A 16,587-nucleotide genomic window follows, 5' to 3' on the forward strand; every position below is an offset into this window, starting at 1 on the left:
ACAAAATAAATATTTAACCAGATATTTCATAGTATGTTTTTATTATAACCCCTAAAATATCAATTTTAAAATGCAAAAAAAGAGGTTGCTACAAAATGATTAAAAATCATTTTGCAACAGCCCCTTTATTTATTAGTTAATCTTCTTATTATAAATTGACTTTAATTTGTCATAACTAAGCTAATTAAAACCTAGCTATATCTTAAATGTTATTAACACCTATGGTGTAGCCGTTCCTTTAATAATTTTATTTTTTCTTTTATAACTGCTGAGGAAGGTACTATAACAAGATCTACTTCTTTAGAATATCCAATTAATTAAATCCTGTTTATTCCCTTTAATTCAAGTATAATAATTCTTACACTTATTTTTGCTAAAATATATAACTATAGTCCTCAACCTTAATGTATTATAAATAATACATTCAGAGTTATTGGATAAATTGTAGCCTCCAATAATAGCTTCTAATTAAGTTCTATTAAAATTTCAAACCAAAATAGTTTCTACTTGAATTTTCTCTTTCTAGCAGCTTCTGATTTTTTCTTTCTCTTCACGCTTGGCTTTTCATAGTGTTCTCTCTTTCTAACTTCTGAAAGAACTCCAGCTCTAGCGCATTTTCTCTTGAATCTTCTTAATGCACTTTCAAGTGTTTCGTTTTCTCCAACTTTTATTTCTGACATCTATTATCCCTCCCTCCGCTAGCTCAAATTAATTAATTTAACTCAGCTACGGGCTTAATAACACACGCTATATTATACAATAGGCACATCTTAAAGTCAACCTCTGAGATAAAAAACTCTTTAGCCTGGTGGCCATTTTAATTCTCTTTGTCCTAGCACATGAAAATGAATATGGTCAACTGTCTGACCACCATCTTTTCCACAGTTATTAACAATTCTATATCCTGATTCAGCTATATTTAGCTCCTTTACTAGTTTATTAATAACTAAGAAAATGTGTGAAATAATATTAGAATTTTCTTCATTTAATTCATTTACATTTTGTATATGCTCCTTAGGTATAACCAAAAAATGTACAGGAGCTTCAGGGCTTATATCATGAAAAGCTATGACCTTTTCATCCTCATAAATCTTTTTACTTGGTATTTCCCCATTTATAATTTTGCAAAAAATACAATCCATAAATTCACCCCTTTCTTTAATTGATAATGGTTAATTGACAATTGATAATTTTTTATTAGTTTGATTATAAACTTATTTTTATATAAAATATAATAATTATTCCAATAATTTAACAAAGTTAAATTATCACCTTAATTATCCATTATGCATTGTAACCTATCAATTCTATAACAGTTTTGCTATTCCTATTTCATTTTCTACTTCTATAATTTCTATATCAACTATTTTACCAGTAACATCTGCACATGTACATGGTACTTGAACCTTTATATAGTTTCTTGTATATCCTTCATAGATACCATCTTTACCTTTTACTTCTGTTTCTATAAGTGCATCCATTTCTTTTCCTATGAATTTTTCTATGAATTCTTTTTCATTTTTATTGCTTAATTCTATTAATAACTTACTTCTTTTTTCCTTTATGCTTCCATCAATTTGATCTTGCATATCTGCAGCTTTAGTTCCTTTTCTTGGACTATATTTAAATACGTGAGTTTTAGTAAGCTTAATATTTTTTAAGAATTCATATGTTTCATTAAATTCCTCTTCCGTTTCTCCTGGAAAACCAACTATAACATCTGTTGTTATAGATACATCTGGCATAGTTTCTCTTAGTAGCTTTACAGAATCCGCATATTCTTTAGCAGTATATCTTCTATTCATTCTCTTAAGTGTAGCATTACATCCACTTTGTAGTGATAAATGGAAATGTGGGCATAACTTCTTAAACTTCTTTATCTTTTCTATAACTTCAGGAGTAAAGAATGCAGGCTCAATTGATCCTATTCTTATTCTTTCTATTCCTTCTACTTTTTCTATCTCTTCTATTATGTCTATTAAGTTTACACTTCCTTCTAAATCTAATCCATAAGAAGCTGTATGTATTCCAGATAATATTATTTCTTTAAATCCATGCTCCGCTAATTTATTAACTTCTTCTAATACTTTCTTAGGATCTTTTGAACATACTGATCCTCTTGAATATGGAATTATACAATATGTACAAAATCTATTACATCCATCTTGTATTTTTAAGAATGCTCTTGTTTTATCTTGATATTCTTCTATATTTAATTCTTCAAACTTTCTATTTTTAAGTACACCTTCAACATGAACTTGTGACTTTCCTTCATCTCTAGCCTTATTTACATAGTAAACAACATCGCCTTTATTTCTTGTTCCAAGAACTACATCTACTCCTGGTATTTCTGAAACTTCTTTAGGTGCAATTTGTGAATAACATCCTACAACTGCTACTGTAGCATTCTCATTCAATCTTCTTGCTCTACTTATAATTTGTCTTGATTTTTTATCACCCATATTAGTAACAGTACAAGTATTTATTACATATACATCAGCTGCTTCACTCGCATCCACAACTTCATAGCCTTCTCTTATAAACTTTTCAGCCATTGCTTCTGATTCATATACGTTAACTCTACATCCTAATGTAGAAAATGCAACTTTCATTATTAATTTCCTCCTAAATCTCCTAGCTCATATTGAACTAAAGAAGTAGCTACAAAACCTGCTGTCTCTGTTCTAAGGATTCTACTTCCTAAAGTTACTATATAAGCACCATTTTCTTTTAGTTTATTTATTTCATCTTCTTCAAATCCACCTTCAGGACCAACTAGTATTCCAACAGTTTTTATTTTAGTCTTATCAATATCAGTGCTATTAAATAAAGTTTTAATTCCAAAGTTTTCTGCGTTTTCATATGGAACTATAACTAGATCTAAATTCTTCATTTTATCTAAAGCTTCATTAAAAGTTATTGGCTCCACTACATTTGGTATTAAACTTCTTTTACTTTGCTTAGCTGCTTCTAAAGCTATTCTATTTAGTCTATCTAACTTTTTAAAATCGCCTTTTAGCTTTATATCAACTCTTTCTGTTAAAGTTGGTATAAACTCAGTAATTCCAAGTTCTGTACCTTTTTGTACTATTAAATCCATCTTTTGCGCCTTTGGCAATCCTTGAAATAAATATATCTTTACACTACTTTCATTGTTTATTTGAAGTTTTTCTTCTATCTCAACAAGTACTTCTTGCTTTGCTATAGATGAAATAGTAGCTAAAAATTCTTCACCAGCACAATTATTTAAGACTATTTTATCCCCTTCATTTAGCCTTAATACTTTATATAAATGTTTTACATCATCACCTAAGATTTTGGCTTTATTGTCTATAAAATTTTCTTTAGGAGTAAAAAATTTATGCATTGTTCATTCTCCTTAAAACTATTTTACTTTGGCAACTATACAGTTCCATTCCCCATCTTTATTTATCTCTACTACTTCAAAGCCAGTTTCTTCAAGCTTTTTAGTAACCATATCTACCCTATCATGTATTATTCCAGAAGTAATAAAGTATCCATTATCCTTTAAAACCCTTTTTACATCTTCTGTTAATATACATATAACTTCTGCAATTATATTAGCAACAACTATGTCTGCTTTCCCATCAATTACTTCTACTAAATTACCATATAGTATTTGTATATTATCTAAATTATTATATCCAACATTTTCTTTAGCAGATTCAACTGCAACTGGATCTAAATCAACTCCAACAGCCATTTTAGCACCAAGTTTTGCTGCTGCTATAGCAAGAATTCCTGATCCACATCCAACATCAAAAACAGTACTATCTTCCTTTACATACTTTTCTAAAGATTGCATACACATTCTTGTTGTTTCATGTGTACCTGTTCCAAATGCCATACCAGGATCAAGCTCTATTACTAGTTCCTCCCCCTTGGCATCATATTCTTCCCATATAGGCTTTACAACTATCTTTTCTCCAACCTTAGTTGGCTTATAATACTTTTTCCATGTATTAGCCCAGTCTTCTTCAAACATTTTTTCACTTTCTACTTTAGCTACTCCTGTATCAATTCCAAGTTCCTTAATTTCACTCATTTTTTCATTTACATAATTTATTATCTCATCTATATTATCTTCTTCTGAAAAATAAGCTTTAACTACTGCAACTTTTCCTTTATGTTCTAATACATTGATATCTGCAAAATCCCAAGTTAATGGTCCTTGTTCTCTTTCTAATATGTCATTTGGATCTTCAATTGCAACTCCTTTACAATCTAATCCATAAAATATTCCAGAAACAGGTTCTAGCGCCTCACTTTTAGTTATAACTCTAACCTCTATCCAAGTTCCTTGCATTTATTAAATCAGTCCTTTCAAACATACTTTGACTAATTTATTATTTTACACTTATGTTAACTTTCTGTCTATATTTAAAACTAAAGTAATTAATTCCTTTTAAATAAAATATAAAAATTAAAAGTATTTGGTAAACCCAAATACTTTTAATTTTTAATATATATTATTTTGCTGCTTTAGCTGCTTCTAAAACTTTATCATAACTTGGTTCACTTGTTATTTCATCAAGATATTCAACAAAAGTTACAATACCATTTGAATCTACAACAAATGATGCTCTTGTTAATAAACCTAATTCCTTAGCATAAGTTCCAGTAGCCTTAGCAAATCTTCTATCCTTATAATCTGATAAGGTCTTAACTTTTTCTACTCCTTCTGATCCACACCATCTTGCTTGTGCAAATGGTAAATCCATTGAAATAGTATAACAAGTTACTCCATCTAAACTATCTACTTCTTTATTAAATCTCTTTACTTCCATATCACAAACTGGTGTATCTATTGAAGGTACTGTTAAAAATACTCTAACACCCTTTGTATCATTAAGAGTAAATTCTCCTAAATCATTTGTTGTAACTGAAAAGTTTGGTAACTTATCTCCAACATTTAATATATTTCCTTCTAATGTTATTGGTGATCCTTGAAATTTTACTTGTTTCATTTTCCCTTCTCCTTACTTTAAGATTTCTATTTTATCTTTTCCAAAATCTCATATAATTATATATTTAAATTATACTCGATAATAATTATTTGTAAATATTTATTATCATAATTATTTTCTACTATAAGGCGAAGGTAGTTAATTAAATATCTATACTGCGTATTTATTTACTATTTCTTTAAAACTTTCTTCTTTTTCTTCTAGATATTCTTCAAATTTTAAATTGCTAGCTTCTATTTCTTTAGAAAGTTCATATAAAAGTTCTGGAATCCTATTTGCTGGAATATCACCATAAGGATTTCCTAAGTTTGTTTTTCCTACACCAAATGATCCACCAGCAGACATAGCAAAACACTCTTCTATCTTTTCTCCAACTCTCTTTTTCTTTCCTGTAAATCCTATAGCCCCAATTTGATGAACTCCACAAGAATTACCGCATCCTGATATGTAAACTTTTGGTAATACATCTGATTTGTATTCTTTTTCTTTAAAGTATTCCATTATTGAGTTTAAAGTTCCTTGGCTATTGCATATACCAATTTGACATGTTGGAACCCCTATGCAAGATACACTTTGTTCGAAATCAGTTTTAGCACCCATGTTTTCAGTTAATTCTAATAACTCTTTTGCTTCATTGCCGTTTAAGTTTCTAAAATAAACTCCTTCTGTCATAGCTAATCTAATTTCTACATCTTCAAAGTTTTTTATAGTATCTAAAATTGCTTTTAAATCACTAACAGGTAATTGTCCTCCAATTGGATGAAGATAAACACTATATAATCCTGTTTGTTTTTGTTTGATAATTCTTGGATTATTAATTGCTACTTCTATTCCTTCTTTATTATAAACCTTATCTTCAACTTGTATTTCTAAATTACCCTTTTCCATAACTTCTTCGATATGCTTTTTATAACATTCTAAGAAATCCTTTTCGCCCATTCTATCTAAAATATATCTAACACGCGCTTTATTTCTATTTTCATAATTTCCTTCAGCTTTAAATAAGCTTACCATTGCTTCTACATAATAAAGTACATCTTTTGCTTCAACTAAATCATAATATTTAACTGCTTTTCTAGGATTTTGTCCTAATCCTCCACCTAAATATATTTGAAAATATTTTTTTCCATCCTTATTTACCGCAACAAAACCTAAATCTTGAACTGTACAATGTGCTGCATCATATTCACTGCTTGAAAATGAAACCTTTAGTTTTCTAGGAAGCTTATAAGTATATATTCTTTCTAAAAAATAATTTCCTACAGCTATAGCATAAGGAGTTACATCAAATTCCACTTCTGGATCAACACCTGATAATGGTGACATAGCAACATTTCTTGGATAATTACCACCTGCACCTCTAGTATATATATCATTATCTAAAGCTTCCTTCATTAAATCGCAAACTTCATCTATACTTAGTCCGTGTAATTGAATTGCTTGTCGTGTTGTAAAATGTATTTTATCTAATCCATACTTTTCCGCAAAGCCATAGACTTTATACATCTCATCAACATTAGTTATACCTGAAGGAATTCTAAGCCTTATCATAAATTCCTTACCACCCCTATGTGCATATACACCAAATCCTCCAGATGCATGTTTAAATTGCATTACATTTAATTCCCCATTTAAAAATTTGTGTCCTTCTTTTCTAAATTCTTCTATTTCTCCATATAGAACTTCTTTTAGTTTATTCATTTTTTACCACCTCTTTATTAAATTCATACTATTGTTAATTATATCACTAAATATAATCTGCATTTATTAGATATTCCTATAGTAATGATAGGGAAAACTTATAATGTAAGTATATCACTTTTAGTATTGTGTGCATATATTATAGATTTTATAAAAAAAGATTAGCGTCACGCTAATCCTTTTATTTAAATAAATCTTTAAGTCCTTTTTTATGAGGAGTTACATCACCAACATTTTCTCCACATGCTTCCATAAATGCCTTTAGCGCATCTTTTTGCTTGTCATTTAGGTTCTTAGGGATATCAACAATTACCTTAACGTATTGATCTCCTCTACCTGATGAATTTACTCTTGGAACACCTTTTCCTTTTAATCTAAATAAAGTACCTGATTGTGTTCCTGCTGGGATTGTATATTTTACATCTCCATCCACAGTTGCAACAGTTATTTCAGTTCCTAATGCTGCTTTTCCCATAGATATATGAGTATCTATATATATATCATTTCCCTTTCTTGTAAATTTCTTAGATGGAGCAACATTTATTCTTACATATAAATCTCCTGGAGTGCCATCATTAGTTCCATGATCTCCTTGTCCTCTAAGCGGCATAACATTTCCTGTATCTACTCCAGCTGGAATATTAACAGTTATTTTTCTATTCTTTCTAACATTTCCTTTTCCATGACATGTATTACATGGTTCATCTATTACTTTACCACTACCACCACATGTATTACATGTTGAAGTACTAACAAAACTTCCTAAAGGTGTTTGTCTTTGTACTCTTACTTGACCTTGCCCATTACATGTTGGACAAGTCTTTGCTGAAGTTCCAGTTTTAGCTCCACTACCTTTACATGAATCACAAGTTTCACTTCTATTTATAGAAATTTCCTTTTCTACTCCAAATATTGCCTCTTCAAACGTTAAATTAACTGTATATTCTAAATCAGCACCTCTTTGTGGTCCATTTCGTCTTCTGCTGCCACCGCCGCCACCACCAAAGAAGCTATCAAATATATCTCCAAAACCTCCCATATCTGAGAAGTCAAAGCCACCAAATCCACCTGATCCAAATCCACTTCCATCAAAATCAGCCGTTCCAAACTGATCATATCTTGCTTTTTTCTCAGGATCTGAAAGCACTTGATAAGCTTCATTTATTTCTTTAAACTTATCCTCTGCTTCTTTGTCTCCTTGGTTTTTATCAGGATGATATTTTATAGCTAGCTTTCTAAAGGCCTTTTTTATTTCTTCATCTGAAGCTCCCTTTTCAAGCCCAAGGGATGCATAATAGTCTTTATTTGCCATCTATTTTCACCACCATTTTTTTACTTTATAAAAGGGAAGACGACTCTTGCCTTCCCTCATATATTATATCTATTAGACTAATAGGTTACAACTATTTATTGTCTCAAAGTATTATTTATCTTCTTTAACTTCAAAATCTGCATCTACAACATTATCATCGTGTGGAGTTTGGCTTGCACCTGCTCCTCCCATGTTGTTTGGATCAAATCCTGCTCCTGCTGCACCATTTGCATTAGCATCAGCATATATCTTAGATGATATTGCATAGAATTCTTGATTTAATTCATCCATTGCTTTCTTGATAGCTTCTAAATCTTCGCCATCTTTAACTTTATTTAATTCATCAAGTTTAGCTTCGATCTTAGCTTTATCGTCAGCTGTTACCTTATCACCAAGTTCTTCTAAAGTTTTAGTTGTTTGATATGCAACTTGATCTGCATTATTCTTGACTTCTATTTTTTCTTTTCTCTTCTTATCTTCTTCAGCAAATCTTTCTGCTTCTTTTACTGCTGCTTCTACTTCAGATTCGCTTAAGTTAGTTGAAGCTGTAATAGTTATATTAGCTTCTTTATTAGTTGCCTTATCAACTGCTGATACTTTAACTAATCCATTTGCATCTATATCAAATGTAACTTCAATTTGAGGAATTCCTCTTGGAGCTGGTGCAATACCTGATAATGTAAATCTACCTAAAGTCTTATTGTCAGCTGCCATTTGTCTTTCACCTTGAACCACGTGAATTTCAACTGATGTTTGACCATCTGCTGCAGTTGAGAATGTTTGACTCTTCTTAGCTGGAATTGTAGTATTTCTTTCAATAAGTGGTGTAGCAACTCCGCCTAATGTTTCAATTCCTAATGTTAATGGAGTAACATCTAGTAATAATACATCTTTAACTTCTCCAGTTAATACACCTGCTTGAATAGCTGCTCCAACTGCAACACATTCATCTGGGTTTACTCCCTTTGAAGGTTCTTTTCCTGTAAAGTTTTTAACTGCTTCTACAACAGCTGGAATTCTTGTTGATCCACCAACTAATATTACTTTATTGATGTCGCTTAATGAAAGGTTAGCATCTGATAAAGCTTTCTTCATTGGTTCTATTGATCTTTGAACTAAATCATGTGTAATTTCATTGAATTTAGCTCTAGTTAAGTTCATATCAATATGCTTTGGACCTGTTGCATCAGCTGTTATAAATGGTAAGTTAATGTTTGTTTGCATTGATGATGATAATTCAATCTTAGCTTTTTCAGCAGCTTCTTTTAATCTTTGAAGTGCCATTTTATCATTTCTTAAATCTATTCCATTTTCAGCTTTAAATGTTTCAGCTATATGATCCATTATTCTTTGGTCAAAGTCATCTCCACCTAATTTAGTATCTCCATTTGTTGATAAAACTTCGAATACTCCATCACCAAGTTCTAGGATAGATACGTCGAATGTACCACCACCTAAGTCATAAACAAAGATTTTTTGGTTTGTATCCATTTTATCTAAACCATAAGCTAAAGCTGCAGCTGTAGGTTCATTTATTATTCTTAATACTTCTAATCCAGCTATTTTACCAGCATCTTTAGTCGCTTGTCTTTCTGAATCATTAAAATATGCAGGAACTGTTATAACTGCTTGAGTTACTGATTCACCTAAATAAGCTTCTGCATCAGCCTTTATTTTTTGAAGTACCATTGCTGATATTTCTTGTGGTGAATGATCTTTACCATCTATATTAACTTTATAATTTGTACCCATATGTCTCTTTATTGATATTATTGTTTTATCTGGGTTTGTAATCGCTTGTCTTTTAGCTACTTGCCCTACTAATCTTTCTCCATTTGCTTGGAATGAAACTACTGAAGGAGTAGTTCTTGCACCTTCTGAATTGCTGATTACTACTGGTTCTCCACCTTCCATAACAGCTACACATGAGTTAGTTGTTCCTAAATCAATTCCTATTATTTTTCCCATAATATATTTCCTCCTAAAAACTATCTTTTTAATATAAGTTTAGTTAATATCAATAATTAATTAGCTACTTTTACCATTGTATGTCTAATTATCTTTTCGCCTCTTTTATATCCCTTTTGGAATACTTCAACTACTGAGTTAGTACCAAGTGATTCATCTTGAACGTGCATGACTGCTTGATGAAGATTTGGATCGAATTCACCAGTTGCATCTATTTCTTCAACTCCTAATTTTTCAAAAGAGCCTTTAAATCCTTTTATAGTCATGTCTATTCCTTTTTTAAAGTCTTCCACACTTCCTTCAACAGCTATTGCTCTTTCTAATGTATCTAGTACTGGTATCATTTCTTTTAATACATCTGTACATGCATCTGTATAAATGCCTTCTTTTTCTTTAGTTGTTCTTTTTCTGTAATTGTCATATTCTGCTGATATTCTAAGTAATCTTTCTTTCAAAGCTTCAACTTCATTATTTAGCTTCTTATTTTCATCTTTTAATTTTCTCATAATATCTAGATTATTTTCCTTATCATTATTTTCTTCAACTATATCATCTGAAGATTGATCTGTTTCTTGTTCTACTTCTTCTGTAGTAGAATTTATATCTTCAACATTTTCTGCTTCAATTGTTTCTTCTAAGTCTTCTATTACTTCTTTGTTATCTTCCACAACAACACCTCATCTCTTTTATTCTATAATTTGATTTCTTAAGCTCTTATTTAACTCCTTCATAACTTGCCCCATAATAGCTATAACCTTAGAGTAATTTATCCTCTTTGGTCCAATTAATCCAATCTTACCAATCGGTCTTCCATCTAATGAATATTCCGCCGATATAATTGAGCACTCCTTAGCCTCTGGAAAATAATTTTCATCGCCTATTTTTATGGTTATATCACTACTAGGTTCTATCAAATCTATCAAATTGTCCTTATCATTAATTAAAGAAAGAATTTCCTTAGCCTTTTCGATATTATTATACTCAGGATAATTAAAAATATTTGTAGCACCTTCAACAAACACTTCTGTATTGTTAGCTTCTTTTAATGTTTCATATAGAGCTGGTAATATTCCATTAAATAGTTCATCATAGCCATTTAATTCTACTTTGAGCTTATTAATTACTTCCAAGTTAATTTCTTCAATGGTTAAATTTCTTAGCCTCATATTTAAGACTTCATTTATCATTTGAATAGTTTCAGGCTTTGGCATATTGTTTACTCTTATTCTATGATTCTTAATAATTCCACTATCTGCTACTATTACTGAAACCAAATTATGACTATCAATAGCGAGCAATTGAATAGATCTTATATAGCTACTTCTCACAGATGGAGTCTGTACTACAGTCGTTAAATTAGTAAGCTCTGATAACAATGAACAAGCTTGCTTTACTATCTTATCAACCTCATACATTGCTGAATTTATAATGTACTCCCTTATTTTGAGTTCCTCTTCTCGAGTTAATCTTCCAGTTTCCATTAACTTATCTACATATAGCCTATATCCTTTATTAGAAGGTATTCTACCTGCGGATGTATGTGGTTGTTCTAGATAACCCATTTCCTCTAGATCAGCCATTTCATTTCTTATTGTTGCTGATCCAACTCCTAAATCATATTTCTTAGCTATTGTTCTTGAACCTACTGGTTCCCCTGTCATGATATAGTCATTAATGATAGCCTGAAGTATTTTTATTTTTCTTTCATCAATAGCCATTACATCACCTCTATCTGTTAGCACTCATTATCGTCGAGTGCTAATGACTACAATATCAATATATTCCTTATTACCTTTTTTGTCAATTGGAATAACTGATAAATTAAATAATCTCATTTAATTTTATTAATTTATTTTTATTTTTCTTTCGTTTTCTAAAACACGCTCTCGTTTTCTACGTACCACATTTTACAGTATGAAGTCACTCATAACTAAATTAGATAACTCAATTCCCTTGTCAGTTAACCTTAAATTATCCTTTTCTAATACGAGTAATTTTTTATTTATATTTTTCTCTATAATATCTTTATATATACTATTTATATCTATTCCAAATCTTTTTTTGAATTCATTAAGGCTTATCCCCTTATTCATTCTAAGTCCCATAAATATAAACTCTTCTATATTATCTTCTTTAGAGTTTTTAATTATTTCTTCTATAATACTTTCATTATTATTAATTTTTTCTATATAGAGTTTCACATTTTCTATATTTTTTATTCTTTTACCATCAATAAACGAACTTGAAGCAGATCCAACTCCTAAATAGTCATCACATTGCCAATAAACCTTATTATGATAGCATTCATATCCTGATTTCGCATAATTAGATATTTCATACTGCTCGTATCCATGCTCCTTAAGTATTTCCTTAGTAATTGAATACATCTCTCTTTCTTCATCTTCTGACGGTAATATTAGTTTATTTCTTTCCCATAATTTATAAAATGCTGTTCCTTCCTCTATTATTAGGCTATAAGCAGAAATATGCTCTGGATTTAACTTTGCAATTACTTCTAAAGATTCTTTCCATTCATCTACTTTTTGATTTGGTAATCCAAACATCAAATCAACATTTATATTTTTAAATCCAACCTCCCTAGCTAAATTGAAATTTTCTTCAAATTGCTTAAAACTATGTATTCTTCCTATATCTTTTAAAAGTGAATTTTGTACTGCTTGAAGTCCCATGCTTATTCTATTTACTCCACCTCTTAGCATAGTTTCTAATTTCTCTTTTTCCAAGGCTCCAGGATTACATTCCATTGTAAATTCCATATTTTCTGTTAAATTAAGTTTACTTATAGTTTTCAATAATTTATATATTTGATTAGTCTCTAAATATGATGGAGTTCCTCCACCTATAAATATGCTTTTAATTTTATAATCTATTACTTTTTCGTCTATCTCCTTACATAACGCATCCACATAATCATCTTTAAGATGATCTAATGAGGCATAAGATGGGAAATCACAATAAAAACATTTTTGCTTGCAAAATGGTATATGTATATAAAGTGCTACTTCTTTTAAATTTTTCATTTCTATAATCACTCTTTCTATCATTTAAATTTCTCTTTATTGCTATTATACAGAAATGCATTAAAATGAAAAGATAAAAATAGGAGAATAAATTATATAATATAATTTATTCTCCTATTTTTATACTTCTATAAGATCTATATTAATAATATTGTGTAACACTACATCCTTCTGAGCTCTTTCAATAATTGTGTCAATTATATCGCCTTCAAAATTTATTTTCATTCTTGTTTTTAATCCATTTCTTGAAATATATGTTTCTAATTTATAACCAACCATTGATATTAATGATATTTCTCCATTTTTTCTTTTAATAGTTCCAGTTACTAAACCTAAATTTCTTAATACCTTTCCCTTCTTATTCACGTCTCTCAATTTTGCCTCTAACATAATATACACCCCACTTAAATATTTTATACAATTTAAGTATATTTTCCTTTATTAACTTTAATTACTAATATATTTGTTAAACAGCTAAATTTTAATGACTACTTATACTTTAGTTAAATATTAAATTTTTATTTTACTTTATATATCAATAACTCTTTTGTTGAATATATTATTTATAGATTACCACTAAAAATAGTTTATATAAGGAGATGTTTATTTTGAAAACATTTAAAATACTCGCCTTTGATGGTGGTGGAATTAAGGGTGCCTTAAGTGTAGAAATTTTAAGTAGAATTTGTTCTAAATATCCAAACTTTTTAGATAAAGTTGACTTATTTACAGGTACTTCAACTGGTTCAATAATTGCTTCCTTATTAGCAACAGAGGTTTCTATTAATGAAATAAATAATTTATATAGTAATCCTACTGCAAAAAAAATTTTTTCTCCCTCTCATTTTAATCTATTTCGTCCGAAGTTTAATAATATTAATTTAGAGAATATTATCTCGAATTATTTCGATGATAATCTAAAAATTGGAGACTTAAAAAAATTTATTTTTATTCCCGCATTTCATGTAAAGGGATTAACCGGAAATTCTTGGGAACCAGTATTTTTTAATAATTTATCTAAAAATTCAACATGTGATTTTAGTGTAAAAGATACTATTTTATCAAGTTCAGCTGCTCCTACATACTTTCCATCATATAAGGGTTTTATAGATGGTGGCGTTATTGCTAATTCTCCTACTGCTATTTCATTATTAACTGCTTTGGCCTCTCTTGGCCCCTCTTATAGCCTAGACCAAATAAGACTACTTTCAATAGGTACTGGTGATAGTCCTGAAAAAATCAATGGCAAAACGGAAAAATGGGGAATATTTCAATGGTCATTCCACCCATTAGCTAAAATGAAATCCCCATTATTAGCTCTTTTAATGGATGGGATGTCAGATTTAGAAGACATGTACTGCAAAGAAATTCTAAAATCTAAATATTTTAGAATAAATCCAAAAATATCTAAGTTTATTGAAATGGATGATTATAAATTTATTCCTTATTTAAAGTTAGTAGCTGATACTTATGACTTATCATCTTTATACAATTACATCGAAAACATTTATTTAAAATAATTCGCATTCACAATTTTAGATAAACTTGAATATAATAAACTATAATATTACCACCTTACTCTTACAGTTATCTATCAAAAAGGCTAAGTCTCCTTATGAAACTTAGCCTTTTTGATATTTAAATTTATTTATCTACTTTAAGAACTGCCATGAATGCTTCTTGTGGTATTTCAACTGATCCCACTTGTCTCATTCTCTTCTTTCCTTCTTTTTGCTTTTCTAACAGCTTTTTCTTTCTTGATATATCTCCACCATAACATTTAGCAAGAACGTCTTTTCTCATAGCCTTAACTGTTTCTCTTGCTATTATCTTTGAACCAACTGCTGCTTGAATTGGAACTTCAAACATTTGTCTAGGAATTATTTCTTTTAGCTTTTCAGCAATTCCTCTTCCTTTTTCGTAAGCTTTTTCTCTTGGTACTATCATAGATAAAGCATCTACAACATCTCCATTTAACATTATATCAAGCTTAACTAGCTCAGTTTGAGTATATCCCTTAAATTCATAATCTAATGATGCATATCCTCTTGTTCTAGATTTTAATGTATCAAAGAAATCATATACTATTTCATTTAATGGAATATCATAATTTATAGAAACTCTTGTTTCCTCTAAATATTGCATGTCAATAAAGGTTCCTCTTCTTTCTTGACATAATTCCATTACAGCTCCAACATAGTCAGAAGGTGCTATTATACTTGCCTTAACTATTGGCTCCTCCATATACTCTATCTCTGTTGCTTCTGGAAGGTTTGTAGGATTTGTAAGTTCTATTATATCACCATTAGTTTTTATTACCTTGTATATAACTGATGGTGCAGTTGTAATTATATCTAAATTAAATTCTCTTTCAATTCTTTCTTGAATTATTTCCATATGTAATAATCCTAAGAATCCACATCTAAATCCAAACCCTAAAGCTATAGATGTTTCTGGCTCAAAACTTAAAGCAGCATCGTTTATTTGAAGCTTTTCTAAAGCATCTTTAAGCTCTTGGTATTTTGCTCCATCTACAGGATAAATTCCTGAATATACCATTGGTACGGCTGGCTTATATCCTGGCATAGCTTCAGCTGTTGGTCTATCTGCTTCAGTTATAGTATTACCAACTCTTGCATCTCTTACATTTTTAATAGATGCAGCGATATATCCTACATCTCCTGCACGTAATTCACCTATCGGTAGTGTCTTAGGAGTAAATACACCTACTTCTGTAACTTCGCATACCTTATTTGTAGCCATTAACTTAATTTTAGTTCCTGGCTTAACTACACCATCGAATATTCTTACATATGAAACAACACCCTTATAACTATCATAATATGAATCAAATATTAAAGCTTTAAGAGGTGCATCTTCATCTCCATCTGGCGCAGGTATATTTTCTACTACTGTTTCTAAAACATCTCCTATATTTAACCCTGTTTTAGCAGAAATCATTGGAGCATCTTGTGCCTCTATTCCTATTATATCTTCTATTTCTTGTTTAACTTCATCTGGTCTTGCAGATTGTAAGTCAACTTTATTTATTACTGGAGCTATTTCCAAATCATTGTTTAATGCTAAATAACAATTAGCTAAAGTTTGTGCTTGAACACCTTGTGTAGCATCTACAACTAATATTGCACCTTCACATGCAGCTAAGCTTCTTGAAACTTCATATGTAAAATCTACGTGACCAGGAGTATCTATTAAGTTTAATATATACTCTTCTCCATCTGATCTTCTATATATAAGTCTTGCTGCTTGAGACTTAATAGTTATTCCTCTTTCTCTTTCTATTTCCATATTGTCAAGGATTTGCTCTTCCATTTCTCTTTGTGTTAGAGTTCCTGTGGCTTCTAATAATCTATCCGCTAGGGTTGACTTCCCATGATCTATATGGGCAACTATTGAAAAATTTCTAATATGTTTTTGTCTATTACTACTCATATATAAAACTACAACCGTTTTTTTGGTTAATAGTCACTTCACCCCCATTATAATTAAATCAAAGTAAATTATATCACAATGCCTAGGATACATGTCAATATAAATATGAAGTTGTTAAACCCTG

The 16,587-nt window shown here is 29.9% G+C and carries 15 protein-coding genes; 1 reads left to right on the plus strand and 14 read right to left on the minus strand.

The genetic code is table 11. From position 1 onward, the window contains the following. Window positions 1-503: 503 nt before the first annotated feature. The 13 genes from rpsU to NSA50_RS14725 all read right to left on the minus strand — a co-directional run bounded on the left by rpsU (window position 504) and on the right by NSA50_RS14725 (window position 13,400). Complete coding sequence (gene rpsU, locus NSA50_RS14665) at window positions 504-680, minus strand: 30S ribosomal protein S21 (protein ID WP_003441547.1); 177 nt, start codon at window positions 678-680, stop codon at window positions 504-506. A gap of 120 nt (window positions 681-800) precedes the next feature. Further along, window positions 801-1,142 (minus strand): histidine triad nucleotide-binding protein, encoded by a 342-nt coding sequence (locus NSA50_RS14670; RefSeq protein WP_195429419.1) that lies wholly within the window; start codon window positions 1,140-1,142, stop codon window positions 801-803. 165 nt (window positions 1,143-1,307) lie between these two features. Next, entirely contained in the window at window positions 1,308-2,612 is a 1,305-nt protein-coding gene (gene mtaB, locus NSA50_RS14675; protein ID WP_257446216.1) for a tRNA (N(6)-L-threonylcarbamoyladenosine(37)-C(2))-methylthiotransferase MtaB, read from the minus strand. A gap of 2 nt (window positions 2,613-2,614) precedes the next feature. Next, on the minus strand, window positions 2,615-3,367 hold the full coding sequence (locus tag NSA50_RS14680; RefSeq protein ID WP_257446218.1) for a 16S rRNA (uracil(1498)-N(3))-methyltransferase: 753 nt from the start codon (window positions 3,365-3,367) through the stop codon (window positions 2,615-2,617). A gap of 18 nt (window positions 3,368-3,385) precedes the next feature. After that, a complete protein-coding gene (prmA, locus tag NSA50_RS14685) occupies window positions 3,386-4,327 on the minus strand; it encodes a 50S ribosomal protein L11 methyltransferase (RefSeq protein WP_195263264.1) in 942 nt (313 codons plus the stop codon). Between the two features lie 163 nt (window positions 4,328-4,490). Continuing rightward, window positions 4,491-4,988: a thiol peroxidase gene (gene tpx, locus NSA50_RS14690; RefSeq protein ID WP_257446223.1), complete on the minus strand. Its 498-nt coding sequence runs from the start codon at window positions 4,986-4,988 to the stop codon at window positions 4,491-4,493. Between the two features lie 150 nt (window positions 4,989-5,138). After that, window positions 5,139-6,689 carry a nitrite/sulfite reductase gene (locus NSA50_RS14695; protein WP_257446226.1) on the minus strand — a complete coding sequence of 517 codons (1,551 nt, stop codon included), beginning with the start codon at window positions 6,687-6,689 and terminating at the stop codon, window positions 5,139-5,141. Window positions 6,690-6,870: 181 nt separating this feature from the next. Continuing rightward, window positions 6,871-8,001, minus strand: a complete 1,131-nt coding sequence (dnaJ, locus tag NSA50_RS14700) for a molecular chaperone DnaJ (RefSeq protein ID WP_195429411.1) — start codon at window positions 7,999-8,001, stop codon at window positions 6,871-6,873. Between the two features lie 111 nt (window positions 8,002-8,112). Next, entirely contained in the window at window positions 8,113-9,969 is a 1,857-nt protein-coding gene (gene dnaK / locus NSA50_RS14705) for a molecular chaperone DnaK (protein WP_195263260.1), read from the minus strand. A gap of 56 nt (window positions 9,970-10,025) precedes the next feature. After that, entirely contained in the window at window positions 10,026-10,637 is a 612-nt protein-coding gene (grpE, locus tag NSA50_RS14710) for a nucleotide exchange factor GrpE (RefSeq protein WP_257446230.1), read from the minus strand. A gap of 18 nt (window positions 10,638-10,655) precedes the next feature. After that, entirely contained in the window at window positions 10,656-11,687 is a 1,032-nt protein-coding gene (hrcA, locus tag NSA50_RS14715) for a heat-inducible transcriptional repressor HrcA (protein WP_195263382.1), read from the minus strand. Between the two features lie 189 nt (window positions 11,688-11,876). Continuing rightward, on the minus strand, window positions 11,877-13,034 hold the full coding sequence (hemW, locus tag NSA50_RS14720; RefSeq protein ID WP_374940977.1) for a radical SAM family heme chaperone HemW: 1,158 nt from the start codon (window positions 13,032-13,034) through the stop codon (window positions 11,877-11,879). A 96-nt stretch (window positions 13,035-13,130) separates the two neighbouring features. Beyond that, entirely contained in the window at window positions 13,131-13,400 is a 270-nt protein-coding gene (locus NSA50_RS14725) for a hypothetical protein (RefSeq protein WP_195263258.1), read from the minus strand. 218 nt (window positions 13,401-13,618) lie between these two features. Here NSA50_RS14725 and NSA50_RS14730 point away from each other — a divergent pair, with 218 nt between their 5' ends. Beyond that, on the plus strand, window positions 13,619-14,530 hold the full coding sequence (locus NSA50_RS14730) for a patatin-like phospholipase family protein (protein ID WP_257446235.1): 912 nt from the start codon (window positions 13,619-13,621) through the stop codon (window positions 14,528-14,530). 124 nt (window positions 14,531-14,654) lie between these two features. On the opposite strand, the gene lepA is transcribed toward NSA50_RS14730, so the two are convergent. Then, entirely contained in the window at window positions 14,655-16,463 is a 1,809-nt protein-coding gene (lepA, locus tag NSA50_RS14735; protein ID WP_257446238.1) for a translation elongation factor 4, read from the minus strand. Between the last annotated feature and the right edge of the window lie 124 nt (window positions 16,464-16,587).

The sequence above is a fragment of the Clostridium mucosae genome (assembly GCF_024622765.1).
GTDB lineage: Bacteria > Bacillota > Clostridia > Clostridiales > Clostridiaceae > Clostridium.